The following is a 13,898-nucleotide window of genomic DNA, read 5'->3' as shown; positions in this document are numbered from 1 at the left end:
GCCAAGAGCTCATCCATCGACTGGCGCTTCACTACCGACGACGCAAGGATTAAACTGAAGAAACTCTACCCATCATTTGGAGAATGACAGAGTACTAGAGTTGTCCGGACAATTATGGGATCTTCCCAGTCATCTGCAATTCGGACAGGTTCGGGGAAACCTCCGGCACCTGGGTTTGACAACAGTATCGAAATCGCGAACGAATGCATCGTGCTCGGTCTCTCCGCTGCTGCAGCAGGATGCTCGGATACCTTGTTTGCCAGCTCAGCTGTTGCTGCACGGGTGAATGTAAGCAGCCTAATCTTCGGTCGTGGCAATTCCTGTAGCAGCTCGTTCACCAATGCGACCAGTGTCGCACTCTTGCCTGTGCCGGGACCGGCCAATATGCGAGCATGTTGTCCGGGTCGATGGTTGATGATCGCCTGCTGCTCAGGCGTTGGCACGTACTCAGGCATCACAGCCCTCCCTTACCAGCCGTCAGGGCAGCAGTATGTCACGCTTATTCAGGCAATGAGCCGGGACAGTCATAGCGTTTTGTCCAAAGAGTGTCGTACGGGCAACCGATGGTCGCCTGGATGATAAGGCTTCCCGATTCGCAGGGAGGCCTGAACACGGGCTCTTCGTACCTCACGCCTCGACCTCCTCGAGCGCCCGCGCCGTCAGGTCGGTCAGCGCGACCCTGTACCGGAACAAGCCCCATCCCGTGTCGAGTAACGCTTTTCTGATAGGCCCCTGAATCTCCTCTAAAGACGCCCAGCGCGCCTCGGCTATCTCACGGGTGTCAATCGGCTTGAGCGCGCCTGAGAGCTCGCTCGCCTCGAAGACATGAGAGATCCAGTCTATGGCGCGGTCGGCGGAGGTGAACCGCGCGTTTATCTTAGCGACGTAACGAATGAGCTCCACGTCCAGGCCGGTCTCCTCTTTCGACTCCCGGATGGCGCCCTGCTCCAGCGATTCCCCGCGGTTGGCCGCGCCGCTCGGAGCTCGGAAAACGTCGGGAGGGAAGAAAGGTTTGCGAATCACGGCAATCCGGCTCGGATCGCTTTTTTTCCGTATGAACATGGTGACGTCGTGCGCACGGCCGTCGCGCATGCTGCCTTCGACCATGTCGAACTCCGCGGCATCAATCTCGCAGGCCATCCGCTTCGCGACCGGCCTGCCCAGCCCGGCCTCGAGGGCGGCAATGTTTTCTTCTCGCGTATACATAATTTCTTTCAATGAGGTAACGCCGATGCCTAACATTATGACCTATACTCAACTTTGGGGTAGACGGAGAGGTAGACGGTGCCTGACCCCTGCGGTGCTGCGGTGCGGGAGAGAGAAAGATGCGGGTTTCTACTGTAGACAAATTCAAAGGAGCGCTCCTGGGATGCGCTGTCGGCGGCGCGAAGTCCATAGGGGATGGATGCGAGCTCATCACCGATGACACCCGGATGACCGTTGCGCTCGCGCAATCCATTATAGAGTTCGGCAAGTTCGACCGGAGCCTCGCGGAACTCAAGCTGGGTCCATGGATTGACGCATCCGCCAACAGGGCCGGAGATGTATCCTGCGCGGCGTTGCGCGCGGGCCCGGTGGGGTTGCGCTACTACTTTGACCACGACGCTATCTTTAGCTATGCCGTCGAGCAAGCTCAGATCACTCACACCGATACGCGCGCGATAGCGGGAAGCGCTGCGATAGCGTACATGGTCGCCGCCGGGATCTCAGACAGGGGCGAGTTGAACCGCGCCCGGCTGGTGGCGGACACGGGGCGTTTCATCGCCGGCATCGACAGCGAAATTTCCGAGAAAGTCGCAGGGCTCACGGATTACCTCGACGCCCCGCCCGAAGAAGGCTTCTCATACACCAGCGCGCTCTTCGCCTTCCTTCGCACCCCGTACGACTTCGAGGAGACGGTTATCACCGCGGTGAACGCAAGCGGGGACTCCGATGCCATTGGCGCCATAGCGGGGTTGTTGAGCGGATGCTTCAACGGACTCGGCAAGATACCCGCGAAATGGAAAAACGCCGTCGAGGGGAGCGAGTACATCGAGAGCGTCGCGGTCAGGCTTTTCACCCTTACTCCCGCCAGCAGAAACAAAAAACGCAACACTGGGGCCTGACCCCAAGTGTTGCGTTTTTACTCGTCGAGCAGGCTGAGGAGGGTTTCTGTCACCTCGGCCCAACCGTCGCCCATGCGCTCCTCTGTCACAAAGACGTTCTCGGTGGCGTCCACCTGCTGAGCAAGTTGAGGATTCGCGTCCAATCCGTTCCTTACCAGAAATAAGGCGCCGACCGCCGACGCTAATGGGAGATCCGCCTCCGCATCCCCAACGGCCACGGTCTCCTCGCGCCGAAAACCCCTGTACTGACGATCCTTCTCAACCGCGAGGGCCTTTGATACACCGCGAGGGACAATGTGGTACGCCCGCGTCTCGGGCACATCCAGCGTCGGGCTCTTCCTGGGGATGACGCCGTTGTCGATGATGTCAAACTGGCTGAAGCCATGCTCTCCAAGGAGCGCGCGGGCCTCATTGATGTCTATCCATCCCCTCAAGAGAGGCGTGCAATCGCGCTCGTCCGACCAGGGCGTGTGCATCTCCAGCCGCCGCTCATAAGCGCCCAGCAGGAGTTCCACCACTCCCGTGTCCAGAATCGTCCTGTAAACCGATTCGCCTTCGATCTCCAGTTCTCCAATGTTCAGAACCACCTCGCGGCCAAGGCCATATACGAGCTCGCATCCAAGCTCTGCGACATAGTTCATGCAGCCGAGGAGACGCGCCGTCTCGCGCAACTGCGATTTGTGACGCCCCGAGACAAGTGTGATGTCAACGTCGCAAGCGTGCGCCGACAGGAGCGCCCTGGCCGGCCTGAGCGTAAGCTCGTCCGCGCTGTCACGGAAAAAACAGCCAAGTGGCCCGACCATGGTGCCGTCCAGGTCGGTATAGATAACACGAACGGGCAGGAGATTGTCGCGCAGCCAGTCGAGGTTGTTGTGAATGCTCTTGCGATAAGCGACTTCGCTCTGGCAACTCTCATCCTTGTCCGGCCCGCCGCGCGAGTTCGCGCTCATATATCCGTCCTTTCCGTCATAAGTCCACTCGGACGGCAACTGAGGCGCAGCGCGCCTCCGATGACGAGAAGCGCTCCCGCTCCCATGAACAGCCAGTATCCCGACGCAACGCGCACGACAAGAAACTCCTTGGCCAACTGGTTAACAGCTTCTCCAAGCAACTGGCCGATGAATGGAACCTTTTTCGCCAGATCCACGACGTCGCCGATTATCGCGTTTATCTTGTGCCAGGCGCCGATGAAAAAGAGCACGTTGAAGAGCAGGCAGTAGATGCCAGCGCCCAGCGTGATGCCGCCGCGGGTCTGGACAAACCATATCCCCGCGATCACAAGAACGAGGACCGCGATCATCCCCCACGCCCACGGACTTACAAACAGTCCGTATTTAACTTCTGGACTTTTGACCCCCAGCTTACCGCCGATGCCCAGAACGTCCTTGACGCTGAGAGATATCCACTTCAGGGCAAACACCGAAACCGCAAAAACGATGACACCGGCCACCGCGAAGTAGTCGCCGATGTGCGTCATCGGTGGCGGGCGTTTGCTTCTCAGCGGCGACGCGATGAACTGCGGAAACCTGTTGCTTCTCTTTGAAGAATCCATTTCTTTCACCTTTCCCCCGTGTCTCCTGTCGGTGCGTCTAATAAGGTGCGCCTAATCGGCAATCATCCTGGCCTTCCGATACTCGGGAATGCTTCGTATCGGCGGGCGCTCGAGGACGCTGATCTCCGAGCTCTCGAGAACGTAACCGTCTTCATCACGCCCGACTGTATTGTAGAGCGTACACGGCGCCGCTTTCAGGTCGAGCTTGCCGTCGTCCGCCAGTCGCTTGAAGATCGCCTGCATTATCCCAAAAGACATCTTCGACAGCGAGGCGATCGATTGGTTATTGTGAACACGGACGTCCAGGTCGACCTGCGCCAGCGCGCCGAGCCCGAAATCGCTGAGAATGTCTAAGAGCAGGCCGATTTCGACGCCGTATCCGGTGAAAAAAGGCAGACTCTCGAGCACGCCGCGCCTGCCCGCGTACTCGCCGGACAGCGGTTGGATCAGCCCGCTGAGCTCCGGGTAGAAAAGGTTCAACATCGGGCGCGCGACCAGCTCCGTCACGCGGCCGCCGCCGGACGGTTGGCTCACTCCGTCCCGCTTCAGCGGTCTTTCGTAAAAAGCCTTGACGTAGCCGATGTCGGGCTCGTCGAGCAACGGGCCGAGAAGGCCGTACGCGAACCGCGGGTGGATGTTCTCGATGTCCGAATCCACCCACGCGATGATGTCGCCGTCCATTGCGAACATGCTCTTCCACAGCGCTTCTCCCTTACCCGCGGCGGGCGCCATTTCGGGCAAAATCTCGTCATCGAAAAAGACCTGCGCGCCCTCGGCTCTTGCGATCTCAATAGTTCCATCGGTGCTGCGCGAATCGATGACGCACAACTGGTCGATGAGCGGGCGCCGATCCACGAGCTCCGCGCGCAACACGCGGATGCAGTTGCCCACAGTCGAAGCGACGTTGAGCGTAGGGAGGCAAACGCTTATCTTGAGCCCCTGCTCCTCCTTGAGCTCTACGAGCCTGTCTATGTCGGCAAAATCGTTGTGATCGTAGGTTCGCTCTTTAAACCACTGCTCCATGTCAAGCATTTCCATCCCTTTCATGTCTCGCGCTTTGATGCCGCCTCACAAATACTAACCCACCGCTTCAAGCACAGGCAAACCGGATGAGCCGTCCATCTGTGGCCAGACGGAACCGCGCCTGTGAGGAGATACGATATAATGCCTGCCATGAACGCACCGCAGGACAACGGACTGGAAGACGCTGACGAGGCCCTCGTCGAGCGCGCGAGAACCGGCGACCTGACCGCGTGCGAGGAGCTTTTCAACCGCTACAGCAACCAGATGTATTCGCTTGCCTGCCGCATGACCGGGAGCGACACAGACGCCGAGGACATCTGCCAGGAAGTGTTTCTGCGGGTTATACGAAAAGTTGGATCTTTTAAAGGGAGATCCTCTTTCTCCACCTGGCTCTACCGCGTTGCGATGAACTACTCGAAAGATTACCTGCGTCAAAAGAAAAGGCGCCAGGAAATCTTGAGCCAGCAAGACGATCCGCCCGAGTCGCGCGCGGGAACGCGGGAGAACGACTCGACAGGGCTGGAGTGCGCGGTGATAGCATCTGAAGCTCGGTTGATTGTCCAGGATGCGCTTGCGAAACTTCCGCCATCGCTGCGGGCGCCGCTGGCGCTCCACGAGCTCGAGGGAATGCGGTACCGCGAAGTTGCCGGCCTTCTCCGGCTCCCTGTAGGAACAGTCAAATCAAGAATATTCAGAGCAAGGATCAAACTCGCCGAGACACTCGAGCCTCACAAGGAACAATGGCGGTGAGCGGTTCGTCTAACCGGGCGCCAGGTGATGGAAGGAAGAAAATGAGTTGCCGCCGGTTCAGGAAATCATTGATCGATTACGCGGACGGCCGGATGAGCGAGGCGCGCGAAGAAGCCGTGCGAGCTCACGTCGAGTCATGCCGCCAGTGCAGCCGGGCTGTCACAATGCTCAACCTGTCGCGCTCGGCGCTCTCCACCCTCGACACCGTAAAAATGCCGGCGGCGTCGGCCGACGCGGTTCTCGCGAATATGCGCTCTGAGGTCGAGCGGGCCGCTTCCGCCAGTCGCGCGTCAATCTCGCCCGGGCTTCGTCGATTCCTGTCATCGCCGCGCGCGCTTGCCGCAGCCGGCACGGCGACCGCGTTGATAATCACCGTGATAGTGGTAGTGATCTCTGTTGGAGGCGGCAAGCAGCCTTCCACCGGACTGTCAACCAGGGGCGCCCCATCGAAATTAGCTTTCGAGGAAACGAAAGGCGCCGCGTTGCAGGATCAACAAAAGTGCGCGAAGTCCCCCACCCCGGTCCCGGCGCCGATGATCCTTCCGATGGTCAAGGTCACCGAGACGAACTACGACCAGAAAAGCCTCCACGACGTATTTGACGGCATGGAACTTAGAAAACAAATCGCCGAGCGTTATACCATGGGCGACGCCATCAACCAGTGCTCCTTGTTCAAGCGAAAGCTCGCCGACATGCTCGTCGATGCTGGCGAGGACGGCGCGACGCTCGAGGCGATGATCAGCTACCTCACCGCGAGCGAGCCGGTGCTGCTCCCGTACTACGCCGAGAAGGCGCGGTTCCTCGGACAGCAAGTGTTCATAATCGGTCTCGCCGGCCCGCGACGGATCACCGGCACAAAGAAGCTCGTTCGCACTGAAGTGTGGGTGATGAACCCGGAGAAGTTCGCCGTCAGCCCCGATTCGAGCATAATCTATTTCCTCGAGCAAAAGTCTAGCTAAAACGCAACAATTGGGGTCAGGCCCCAATTGTTGCGTTTTGCGTATATTCGCTACGTCAACAGTCGGGAAATGCAACTATCCGGATCCCAGTCGCACTTTGTCCTTGAGCCAGTCGGTCCATTTTTCGAGGCCGTCGCGCATGGTGCAGGATACCCGAAATATCTCTATTGACGGGTTCATCTTGCGGATTGTCTCCTCCAGCGTCTCTATGTCAAAATCGGTGTAAGGGATGAGATCTATTTTGTTCACTTGCAGCGGGTAATGAGCTTCGTTCGTCTGAAGTTGAGCTCGGCGCCTTCGGCGATAGTGTCCTTGCCAATGATCTCAAAGTAGAACCTGACCGACTCCTCAACGACCGAGCACTTCTCACCCAGCACCATGTTTATTCGAGTGACCTCGCCGACGTTATTGGCCCGCGCGTGCCGCAGGACCACCCCCAGCATGCTCTCGGTGACCGATAGCTCATGCATTGTTCTAATACCTCAGTAAAGCGCCAGGATGGCAAACGCCAGCGCGGCCAGCGCGACGCGGTAAATGATAAACGGAGTCAGTGTCCGCTTCTTCAAGTACCTGAGCATAAAGTTCACGGCAAAGAACCCCGTGATAGCCGACGCCGCGAAGCCCGCCGCGAAAACTCCCGGCCCCTGCGCCGGAAAACCATTCTTGACCAGTTTGAGCGCCTCGTACATGCCCGACCCCGCGATTATCGGCGCCGCCATCAGAAAAGCGAAGCGCGCCGCGGCCTCGCGGTTGAGGCCGTCCAGCATGCCCGCCGAGATGGTGATGCCAGAGCGCGACACTCCAGGTGCGAGCGCCAGCGTCTGCGCGAGACCGACCACTACCGCGTCACGCGTCTTCAGCTCGCCAGACCCCCGTAAGCCGCGCCCCATCTTCTCCGCCGCGAGCATCGCCGCGGCCCCGCACAGGAGAAAGACCGCGACCCACGCCGGCGTCCTCAGGTTCTCCTCGATGACATTGTTTAGCAACGCCCCGGCAATCGCCGCGGGAATGCTCGCCAGCACGAGCATCCACGCGAGCCGCATGTTCCCGTCCCAGTCGGCTGGCGAGCGCTTGAACGCGCGGAAAAAACCTTTGATAACCGCGATCCAATCGCGCCGGAAAAACACCAGCAGGGCAAGCAAGGTTCCCATGTGCACAGCCACGTCAAACGCCATTCCCTGGTCGGGCCACCCGAACAACCTGGGAATCAACACCAGGTGACCGCTCGAGCTGACCGGAACAAACTCCGTCATCCCCTGGATCATGCCCAGAAACGCGGCCTGGAGCGCCGGTATCATGTTACTGTTAACCTCCCGCCGTTCGCGGCAGAAAACGCAACACTTGGGGTCAGGCCCCAGTGTTGCATTTTTGCTCGAGGAACTTCTTGTACTCGCACAGCGCCGCGAGAGCCTTTGCCGCCCTCTCCGGCGATGGGTATATGACGACCTCGCTCTGGCTGGCGAGCACCGGCGTCACGGCGCCCGTAGCCGGGAACGAAACCGCGATTATCGGCTTGCGCGTTTCCTGCATGAGCCTCAGCATCTCGCCGCGATATGCCTCGTCGGTCTTCTCTATCTCCTTTAGAAACTCACTCCGGGCGACCTTTGTCGCTGTCCTCCCGCGCTCGACATCGTCCAACGTCGAGTCGCCCAGCACAAAAGACTGGATGGACGAGATCATCCCTATCGTGCCCAGGCTGATAACCGAGTCAACGCAACCGCAGCGAGATACTATTTCGAGGCAACGGAAGTGTATGGACAGATCGAGCGTGCCGACCATGTCCACCGGGTTGCCCTTGCTCCAGTATGGCGGCAGAAATGAATCCAGCTCCCTGATAATCTCTTGTGGCAACTCCACGAGCTCGAGTGAGTGCCTGGCGAGCGCGTCGGCCATTACTACACCCCAGCCGCCTCCCCACGTGATGACGCCCACCCTGTTGCCCCTCGGCAGCGGCACGGCGGCAAACGCTTTTGCTATGTCGAGCATCTCTTCGGTCGTGTCGGCCTCGATCATGCCGGTCTGCTTCATCACGCCGCGGAAGATCGTCTCGTCTGCGGCCAGAGCCGCGCTGTGCGACGCGGCGGCGCGAACTCCCGCCTTTGTTTTCCCGGCCTTCAGCACCACTATGGGTTTTTTCGGTGAGGTCTCCATCGCGACCTCGATAAAGCGCCGGGCGGCCTTGAGCCCTTCAATATAGAGGAGGATCACTTCGGTCGCGGGATCACGAGCGAAGTACTGCAGATAGTCGGCGACTTTCAGATCCGTCTCGTTCCCGATGCACACGAAACGGGAGAACCCGACTCCCAAAGTCTTCCCGATGGAGAGCATTTGCGTCCCGAGGTTTCCGCTCTGGGCCGCGAACGCTATCTTTCCAGCTGCCGGGCGCACGGGCGACATCATGGCGTTCAGGCGCGCGGGGCCGGAGTAGATACCCATCGTGTTGGGACCGACCAGTCGCATCCCGTTACCCTCAACAACACCCGCCACCTCTTCCGCGAGCCGCATCCCTTCCGCGCCGGCTTCGCTAAAGCCGCTCGAGATGACCAGACAGGTCTTCACGCCTTTCTGGACACACTCCCCAACGACCCGGGCAACACACGCGGCGGGAACGGTCACGATGGCAAGATCGACATCTCCTTCGATTTCCTTCACTGATTTGAAGCAAGGCCGCTTCAGTATCTCGGTCTCCCCGGGGTTCACGGGGTAGAGCTCGCCTTTCCAACCGCCGGCGAGGATGTTCACCGGAATAATATAACCCCACTTGATCTTGACGTTGCTCGCGCCAATGACGGCGATCGATCTCGGCTCGAATAAATATGTCAGTTGCTCTGGAAGTTGTTCGCTCAACTTAACCTTTGGTAATGTCTCTGTACTTGCGCCGCAACCCGGCCACAAGCCGCACCGCCTCGAAAACGATGCCCATGCTCATCTTAGACTCTCCAACGCGGCGATCAACAAAGATTATCGGAAGCTCGTAGATGTCAAATCCCATGATTGAGCAGACATAAGCCAGCTCGACCTGAAACCCGTACCCCGACGCTTTGATCCTCGAAAAATCTATCTGTCGCAACACCTCTGCGCGAAAGCAGCGGAAGCCGCCTGTGACGTCTTTGATCTTGAGCCCGGTGAGCGCCCTCGTGTAGAAACTGCCGCCCTTGCTGATGATCTTGCGCATCGGACCCCAGTTCCTGGTTCCGCCACCTTTGACGTATCGAGAGCCGTGCACGACATCGTGCTCCTTGATGGCGGAAAGGAATTCCGGTATGTATTGCGGGCTGTGCGAGAAGTCCGCGTCCATCTCGAAAACGCAGTCGGCGCCCATGCCAAGCGCTATCTCAAACCCGTGCCTGTACGCGGTCCCAAGGCCTTGCTTGCTTTCGCGGTGCTCCACCCGGATCTGAGAAAACTCCTCCGCCAGACGGTCCGCGATCTCGCCCGTCCCATCGGGAGAGTTGTCATCCACGATGAGCAGGTTGATCCCGAGATCCATTCCCATCAGTTCGTCAGGCACCGTCTACCTTTCCGTCTACCGCTAAAGCGGTAGACGCGGCGGGGTCAGGCACCGTCTACCGCTAAAGCGGTAGACGTTGCCAGACCCCTCAGGTAGACGTTGCCCAACCGTATGCGCCGACCAGCGGCACAAAGACGCAAGCGCCCAACTCGCGCGTCTCATACTCCTCTCCCCTTCGAGTAACTACGGTAAGCGTCTGCAATGATGCCGAGCCGACCGGGATCACGAGCCGCCCTCCATCCGCCAGTTGGCCTGTCAAAGATCGCGGGACGCCCGGCGACCCGGCGGTCACAAGTATCGCGTCGTAAGGCGCGTGTTCCTCGAGGCCTTTACTGCCATCCCTCAGTACAACCTCGACGTTTTTCAAGCCGAGCTCAGAGAGCCTCTGGCGCGCGGCATCGGCCAGCGCGGCAATCCGCTCGACAGTGTACACCTTGCCCGCAAGGGCGCCCAGAATCGCGGCCTGATAGCCACTGCCTGTGCCAACCTCCAGCACCGTCTCACCGCCGTCGAGCTCGAGCAGCTCCGTCATCCACGCCACCATGTACGGCTGGGAAATAGTCTGCCCATCTTCCAGCGGCAAAGGAATGTCGTCGTACGCCCGGTTCCTGTGTGAGACAGGCACAAACAAGTGGCGTGGCACGCTCCTCAGCGTCTCCAAAACCCTCTTGTCACGGATGCCACGCTCCATCAACTGGCGCTCTACCATAGAGTCTCGCTGGCCCCGGTAGTAATCACTGTCCTTTTTCCCAGTCACTTCAACCTTCCATCCGGTGGATCAGGCGCCGGGCGCAATCAGGCAAGACAAGGGACTTTTAAGAGTTTGATCGAAAAGACAAAAAAACAGACAGAAATCCACATTCGAGAATGCGTATCGAGCAACCGATGAGCGCAACCCGCCGGTGTCGCCTACGCGTTGCCGTCGTCGAGTTCTTCGACGTTCTTATACATCTCGAAGATCTTGGTGAGACCTGTGATCTTGAAGATGCGCAATATCTTATCCTGTGTGCAGATGATGCCGAGCTCGCCCTCGTGTTGCTTGACCCTCTTCAGGCCGCCGACAAGAACGCCGAGCCCTGTGCTGTCGAGAAAGTCCACATCATCAAGGTCTACCACTATCTTGTAGTGGCCTTTCTCAAGCGCGTCAACGATAGTTTCTCGTAGAGAGGGCGCAGTGTAGATATCGACTTCTCCCTTGAGCTTGATCACCACGTGACTGCCGACTTCCCTTGTCAATACTTCAAGTTCCAAGTTCCCCTCCTGGTTTGCTCTTTTTAAAAAAGATTTTACAGGGTTCGTCTCGAATTAAGATTGCTTCTTCCGACCGGGCTTTTTCACAAGGTTCCCGCAGTGCGGGCATTTGACCTCTTCTTCGTCTACCTCAAACGTGACGCGGTTCCCGCAGGTGCCACATCTTATCCTGGCGATCTCTTCTCCGACAATCTCATGTCCATGAGGACCATGCTTCGGCACGTAGACCCACCTCCTTCCAGACGCGCACGCTTTCCCCCTGCCCACAAATGTTTGTTGATTATGATTATTATACTACAGAGCCGCGCGGGTAAACCACAGTACAACACAAATCAGCCCCGGCAAGAGAGAAAACGGCGATCGTCACTTGCCAATCAGCAATTCCCGGGCAAAAGCGTCCCTGGCCCGCATGCTCCCGGTCCTCGTGTTGACGTTCCATGACAACCAGTGAGACTCGCGCCCCACCTCGAACACGTAGGAGACTACCCACTCGCTATCGCTTACCTGCTCGGCGCCCCAGCTCGGTTTGAAACCCTCGCTTGCAACCTTGATGCCCTTCGACTTGACGAAGTCGAGAATGCCTTCCACGATCGTTGCGTCACTGCCATGTATCACCTTTGTCTTTACTATTTCAATTGGTCGCGCGGCACGACACCCGAACTGGTAATATCCAACGCCTATCACCATGACAAGTGATATGACGGCCCCGCCAACCATGAGCGCCGGAATCCAACCTCGTTTTTCTTTTTCTTCACGGACGCGCTTCGACAATGCGAACCCTCCCCAAAAATTGCCTGATTTAGCATAGAGATTATAGCGCAGGCGGCCGACCGGCGTTCATTTTGAAGTACCACACCCTTGCGATACAATACGTATGTATGGGGCCGTAGCTCAGCTGGGAGAGCGCATCCCTCGCACGGATGAGGTCAGGGGTTCGAATCCCCTCGGCTCCACCATATTGAATTTGAGGATTGTTCCGCCTCGCCCTCGCCTGCGGCTCGGGCTTCGGCAGGCAAAAAATAAAGGTAATTCCAAGGTTTTTTGAAATCAATCGCCAATTTCCCCGCCGCAAGGCGGCGGTTCGAGCCGATTTTTTTGAGAAAGAAAGAATTTCTCAAATGGCGACGCGTCATGCGCGATTTGTCCGGGCCTAATCGCTTTCCCAGTCTACGAACGCCCGACGTCGCCCCTGCCGGATCATGTCGAGGTTGATCAGGCGCTCATGTGTTCCATCTTGCTCGAGATCGAGCAGCTTCCTTTCCGCCTTGTTCGTCGGGCGCTGGAAGAGCAACCACGTGCGTGGTTGTTTCTTCCATGTCAACATCTCGCTCGCAACCTCAGTGGCGTACCTGAAGTAGTCGCCCTGCGCCATCGGGGCGGTCACAAACATGTAGCGGGAGAGAATCGTGCCACCGGGTGTTCTTTGCGACTCCCCGGCAAACGCCGCCACCAGCTCTATCGCGCTTGCGAGCGCGACCGGGTCTCGCGTTATCGTCACGGCGATCGAGTCCGCCAGCATGTCGTCATGCTTGTAAGACAGGTCGAGCAACCGCATGAGGAACCGCTGGGATTTTTCGACGATGATGATGACAAAAACCGCTGCTGCAATCGCGAGCGTCACCGCTATCGCGTAACCGAGATTGGAGGGTGCGCTAATTATCGCGAGAGACGCGAAAACGCCAAACGCAATCAGGAAAAGCGCCGGTAGAAACTCGAGGTCAAACAGCGCGGGCATCCTTGCGCTGTTGTCGATGATCAGATGCGCCAGTTCGTGCGCCATCACGCCGTTCGCCTCGTTGACAGAAATATCCGCTTTCAACATTCCGGCGGTAATCCCCACCATCCTGTTTCCGTCGGCGTCAATGAAAGCCGCCGCGTTAACGGCCGGGTCGTCGAACACGACGAGCCCCGGAGGTTCAACCCCGGCTGCGATGCTCGCGCCCTGCAACGCTTCTTCGAATTTCATGAAAGCGTCGGGCTGGCAGTCGAGAGTCTGATTGTTCACAAAAAGTTCAAAGCAGCTCTGCGCGTAACGAATCGAAAACCACAGGTCATACGCCGCTCCCGCGAGAAGGAATATCATCAACACCGCGGCAATCACTTTGATAAACATGACCCCGCTGCCGCCCCAGTCCAGCATCGGGTCGTATGTTCGCGTCAGATCGCCTCGAAACACGAAGCCTGCCACAAGCAGGACAAATCCGAACGCCACGACGAGAACAAGGGGAAGGATGAGAAGAAGCCTTTCGCGAGCATCCTTCTTCTTGTACTCCTTTATCGATTCGAGAACTTTAGGTTCGAAACTCATGCGCTATTTCGCGATAGCTTTCTCAAATAGCGCTCGCAGCTCCGCCCTGTCGGGAACTCCAACCAGTTTGCCCACCTCGTTGCCGGACGAATCGGTGACCACGATCGTTGGAGTGTACTGAGCGCCATACTTGCTGGCGCTCGCGGAGTCCTCTGAAATGTCGATTTCGCGATACGTCAACTGGCCACCCATCTCGTCAATCAGCTCCTTCACGAGGGACATAGCGACCTTGCACGGTGGGCATCCGGGTTGCGTGAGAAAGATGACGACAGGCTTCCCGCCTGTTTGCGCGCTCGACTGCGCCGTGTCCTCGGAAACCGGCTTCTTCACGACATGTTTGACGCCGCAACCGGCGCAGATAAGCGTTGCCGACAACAACGCCGCGACCAGAACGGCGGCAAGAGCTATTCTCGACGTTTTCATCTTAGTGCTCCTTTCC

General features: G+C 58.3%; 18 protein-coding genes and 1 tRNA gene. 5 read left to right on the top strand and 14 right to left on the bottom strand.

Translation table 11 applies throughout. The features are described 5' to 3' along the window. Nucleotides 1-65: 65 nt before the first annotated feature. Complete coding sequence (locus CVT63_06505) at nucleotides 66-455, bottom strand: hypothetical protein (GenBank protein ID PKQ27737.1); 390 nt, start codon at nucleotides 453-455, stop codon at nucleotides 66-68. A 172-nt stretch (nucleotides 456-627) separates the two neighbouring features. Continuing rightward, nucleotides 628-1,206: an NUDIX hydrolase gene (locus CVT63_06500; protein PKQ27736.1), complete on the bottom strand. Its 579-nt coding sequence runs from the start codon at nucleotides 1,204-1,206 to the stop codon at nucleotides 628-630. Between the two features lie 119 nt (nucleotides 1,207-1,325). Between CVT63_06500 and CVT63_06495 the strand changes: the two genes are divergently transcribed. Further along, on the top strand, nucleotides 1,326-2,105 hold the full coding sequence (locus tag CVT63_06495) for a hypothetical protein (protein PKQ27735.1): 780 nt from the start codon (nucleotides 1,326-1,328) through the stop codon (nucleotides 2,103-2,105). A 17-nt stretch (nucleotides 2,106-2,122) separates the two neighbouring features. On the opposite strand, the gene CVT63_06490 is transcribed toward CVT63_06495, so the two are convergent. From CVT63_06490 to CVT63_06480, 3 genes are read right to left on the bottom strand one after another with little or no spacing between them, the layout of a single operon-like run. Then, entirely contained in the window at nucleotides 2,123-3,055 is a 933-nt protein-coding gene (locus CVT63_06490) for a haloacid dehalogenase (protein ID PKQ27734.1), read from the bottom strand. After that, entirely contained in the window at nucleotides 3,052-3,657 is a 606-nt protein-coding gene (locus CVT63_06485; protein PKQ27733.1) for a hypothetical protein, read from the bottom strand. Before CVT63_06485 ends, CVT63_06490 begins: the two co-directional genes overlap by 4 nt. A gap of 51 nt (nucleotides 3,658-3,708) precedes the next feature. Further along, the gene (locus CVT63_06480; GenBank protein ID PKQ27739.1) at nucleotides 3,709-4,680 is read right to left on the bottom strand and encodes a glucosyl-3-phosphoglycerate synthase; all 972 of its coding nucleotides are present in this window, start codon (nucleotides 4,678-4,680) and stop codon (nucleotides 3,709-3,711) included. 141 nt (nucleotides 4,681-4,821) lie between these two features. Between CVT63_06480 and CVT63_06475 the strand changes: the two genes are divergently transcribed. Both CVT63_06475 and CVT63_06470 read left to right on the top strand, forming a co-directional pair. Next, nucleotides 4,822-5,430, top strand: coding sequence for an RNA polymerase sigma factor RpoE (locus tag CVT63_06475; protein ID PKQ27732.1), 609 nt, complete (start codon nucleotides 4,822-4,824; stop codon nucleotides 5,428-5,430). Then, a complete protein-coding gene (locus tag CVT63_06470; protein PKQ27731.1) occupies nucleotides 5,421-6,389 on the top strand; it encodes a hypothetical protein in 969 nt (322 codons plus the stop codon). The genes CVT63_06475 and CVT63_06470 overlap by 10 nt, the downstream gene beginning before the upstream one ends. 245 nt (nucleotides 6,390-6,634) lie before the next feature. Here the strand turns inward: CVT63_06470 and CVT63_06465 are convergent, their stop codons facing one another. The 7 genes from CVT63_06465 to CVT63_06435 form a co-directional block, all read right to left on the bottom strand. Then, nucleotides 6,635-6,859: a hypothetical protein gene (locus tag CVT63_06465; protein PKQ27730.1), complete on the bottom strand. Its 225-nt coding sequence runs from the start codon at nucleotides 6,857-6,859 to the stop codon at nucleotides 6,635-6,637. A 12-nt stretch (nucleotides 6,860-6,871) separates the two neighbouring features. Next, nucleotides 6,872-7,687 (bottom strand): undecaprenyl-diphosphatase UppP, encoded by an 816-nt coding sequence (gene uppP / locus CVT63_06460; GenBank protein ID PKQ27729.1) that lies wholly within the window; start codon nucleotides 7,685-7,687, stop codon nucleotides 6,872-6,874. 49 nt (nucleotides 7,688-7,736) lie between these two features. Continuing rightward, nucleotides 7,737-9,284 carry a hypothetical protein gene (locus tag CVT63_06455; GenBank protein ID PKQ27728.1) on the bottom strand — a complete coding sequence of 516 codons (1,548 nt, stop codon included), beginning with the start codon at nucleotides 9,282-9,284 and terminating at the stop codon, nucleotides 7,737-7,739. Continuing rightward, nucleotides 9,238-9,900: a dolichyl-phosphate beta-D-mannosyltransferase gene (locus CVT63_06450; GenBank protein PKQ27727.1), complete on the bottom strand. Its 663-nt coding sequence runs from the start codon at nucleotides 9,898-9,900 to the stop codon at nucleotides 9,238-9,240. Before CVT63_06450 ends, CVT63_06455 begins: the two co-directional genes overlap by 47 nt. An 88-nt stretch (nucleotides 9,901-9,988) precedes the next feature. Next, on the bottom strand, nucleotides 9,989-10,609 hold the full coding sequence (locus CVT63_06445) for a protein-L-isoaspartate O-methyltransferase (protein PKQ27738.1): 621 nt from the start codon (nucleotides 10,607-10,609) through the stop codon (nucleotides 9,989-9,991). 200 nt (nucleotides 10,610-10,809) lie between these two features. Next, nucleotides 10,810-11,151 carry an anti-sigma B factor antagonist gene (locus tag CVT63_06440; protein PKQ27726.1) on the bottom strand — a complete coding sequence of 114 codons (342 nt, stop codon included), beginning with the start codon at nucleotides 11,149-11,151 and terminating at the stop codon, nucleotides 10,810-10,812. Between the two features lie 363 nt (nucleotides 11,152-11,514). Further along, nucleotides 11,515-11,922 carry a hypothetical protein gene (locus tag CVT63_06435; GenBank protein PKQ27725.1) on the bottom strand — a complete coding sequence of 136 codons (408 nt, stop codon included), beginning with the start codon at nucleotides 11,920-11,922 and terminating at the stop codon, nucleotides 11,515-11,517. Between the two features lie 109 nt (nucleotides 11,923-12,031). On the opposite strand from CVT63_06435, the gene CVT63_06430 reads away from it, so the two are divergent. After that, nucleotides 12,032-12,107, top strand: a tRNA-Ala gene (locus CVT63_06430). A gap of 15 nt (nucleotides 12,108-12,122) precedes the next feature. After that, nucleotides 12,123-12,305, top strand: coding sequence for a hypothetical protein (locus CVT63_06425; protein ID PKQ27724.1), 183 nt, complete (start codon nucleotides 12,123-12,125; stop codon nucleotides 12,303-12,305). Here the strand turns inward: CVT63_06425 and CVT63_06420 are convergent. Then, on the bottom strand, nucleotides 12,302-13,459 hold the full coding sequence (locus CVT63_06420) for a hypothetical protein (GenBank protein PKQ27723.1): 1,158 nt from the start codon (nucleotides 13,457-13,459) through the stop codon (nucleotides 12,302-12,304). The genes CVT63_06425 and CVT63_06420 overlap by 4 nt on opposite strands. Before the next feature lie 3 nt (nucleotides 13,460-13,462). After that, the coding region (locus CVT63_06415; protein ID PKQ27722.1) for a hypothetical protein at nucleotides 13,463-13,898 on the bottom strand (436 nt) is incomplete at its 5' end.

It is taken from the genome of Candidatus Anoxymicrobium japonicum (assembly GCA_002843005.1).
Lineage (GTDB): Bacteria > Actinomycetota > Geothermincolia > Fen-727 > Anoxymicrobiaceae > Anoxymicrobium > Anoxymicrobium japonicum.
Note: the sequence above shows the minus strand (reverse complement) of the source record. Positions and strands in the feature narration are given on the sequence as shown.

Bases quoted from the DNA above. Each gene is read 5' to 3' on its own strand.
- CVT63_06465 (PKQ27730.1), bottom strand. From the start codon at position 6,859: ATGCATGAGCTATCGGTCACCGAGAGCATGCTGGGGGTGGTCCTGCGG.
- CVT63_06505 (PKQ27737.1), bottom strand. From the start codon at position 455: ATGCCTGAGTACGTGCCAACGCCTGAGCAGCAGGCGATCATCAACCAT.
- CVT63_06420 (PKQ27723.1), bottom strand. From the start codon at position 13,459: ATGAGTTTCGAACCTAAAGTTCTCGAATCGATAAAGGAGTACAAGAAG.
- CVT63_06500 (PKQ27736.1), bottom strand. From the start codon at position 1,206: ATGTATACGCGAGAAGAAAACATTGCCGCCCTCGAGGCCGGGCTGGGC.
- CVT63_06495 (PKQ27735.1), top strand. From the start codon at position 1,326: ATGCGGGTTTCTACTGTAGACAAATTCAAAGGAGCGCTCCTGGGATGC.
- CVT63_06490 (PKQ27734.1), bottom strand. From the start codon at position 3,055: ATGAGCGCGAACTCGCGCGGCGGGCCGGACAAGGATGAGAGTTGCCAG.
- CVT63_06475 (PKQ27732.1), top strand. From the start codon at position 4,822: ATGCCTGCCATGAACGCACCGCAGGACAACGGACTGGAAGACGCTGAC.
- CVT63_06445 (PKQ27738.1), bottom strand. From the start codon at position 10,609: ATGGTAGAGCGCCAGTTGATGGAGCGTGGCATCCGTGACAAGAGGGTT.
- uppP (PKQ27729.1), bottom strand. From the start codon at position 7,687: ATGATACCGGCGCTCCAGGCCGCGTTTCTGGGCATGATCCAGGGGATG.
- CVT63_06470 (PKQ27731.1), top strand. From the start codon at position 5,421: ATGGCGGTGAGCGGTTCGTCTAACCGGGCGCCAGGTGATGGAAGGAAG.
- CVT63_06485 (PKQ27733.1), bottom strand. From the start codon at position 3,657: ATGGATTCTTCAAAGAGAAGCAACAGGTTTCCGCAGTTCATCGCGTCG.
- CVT63_06480 (PKQ27739.1), bottom strand. From the start codon at position 4,680: ATGGAGCAGTGGTTTAAAGAGCGAACCTACGATCACAACGATTTTGCC.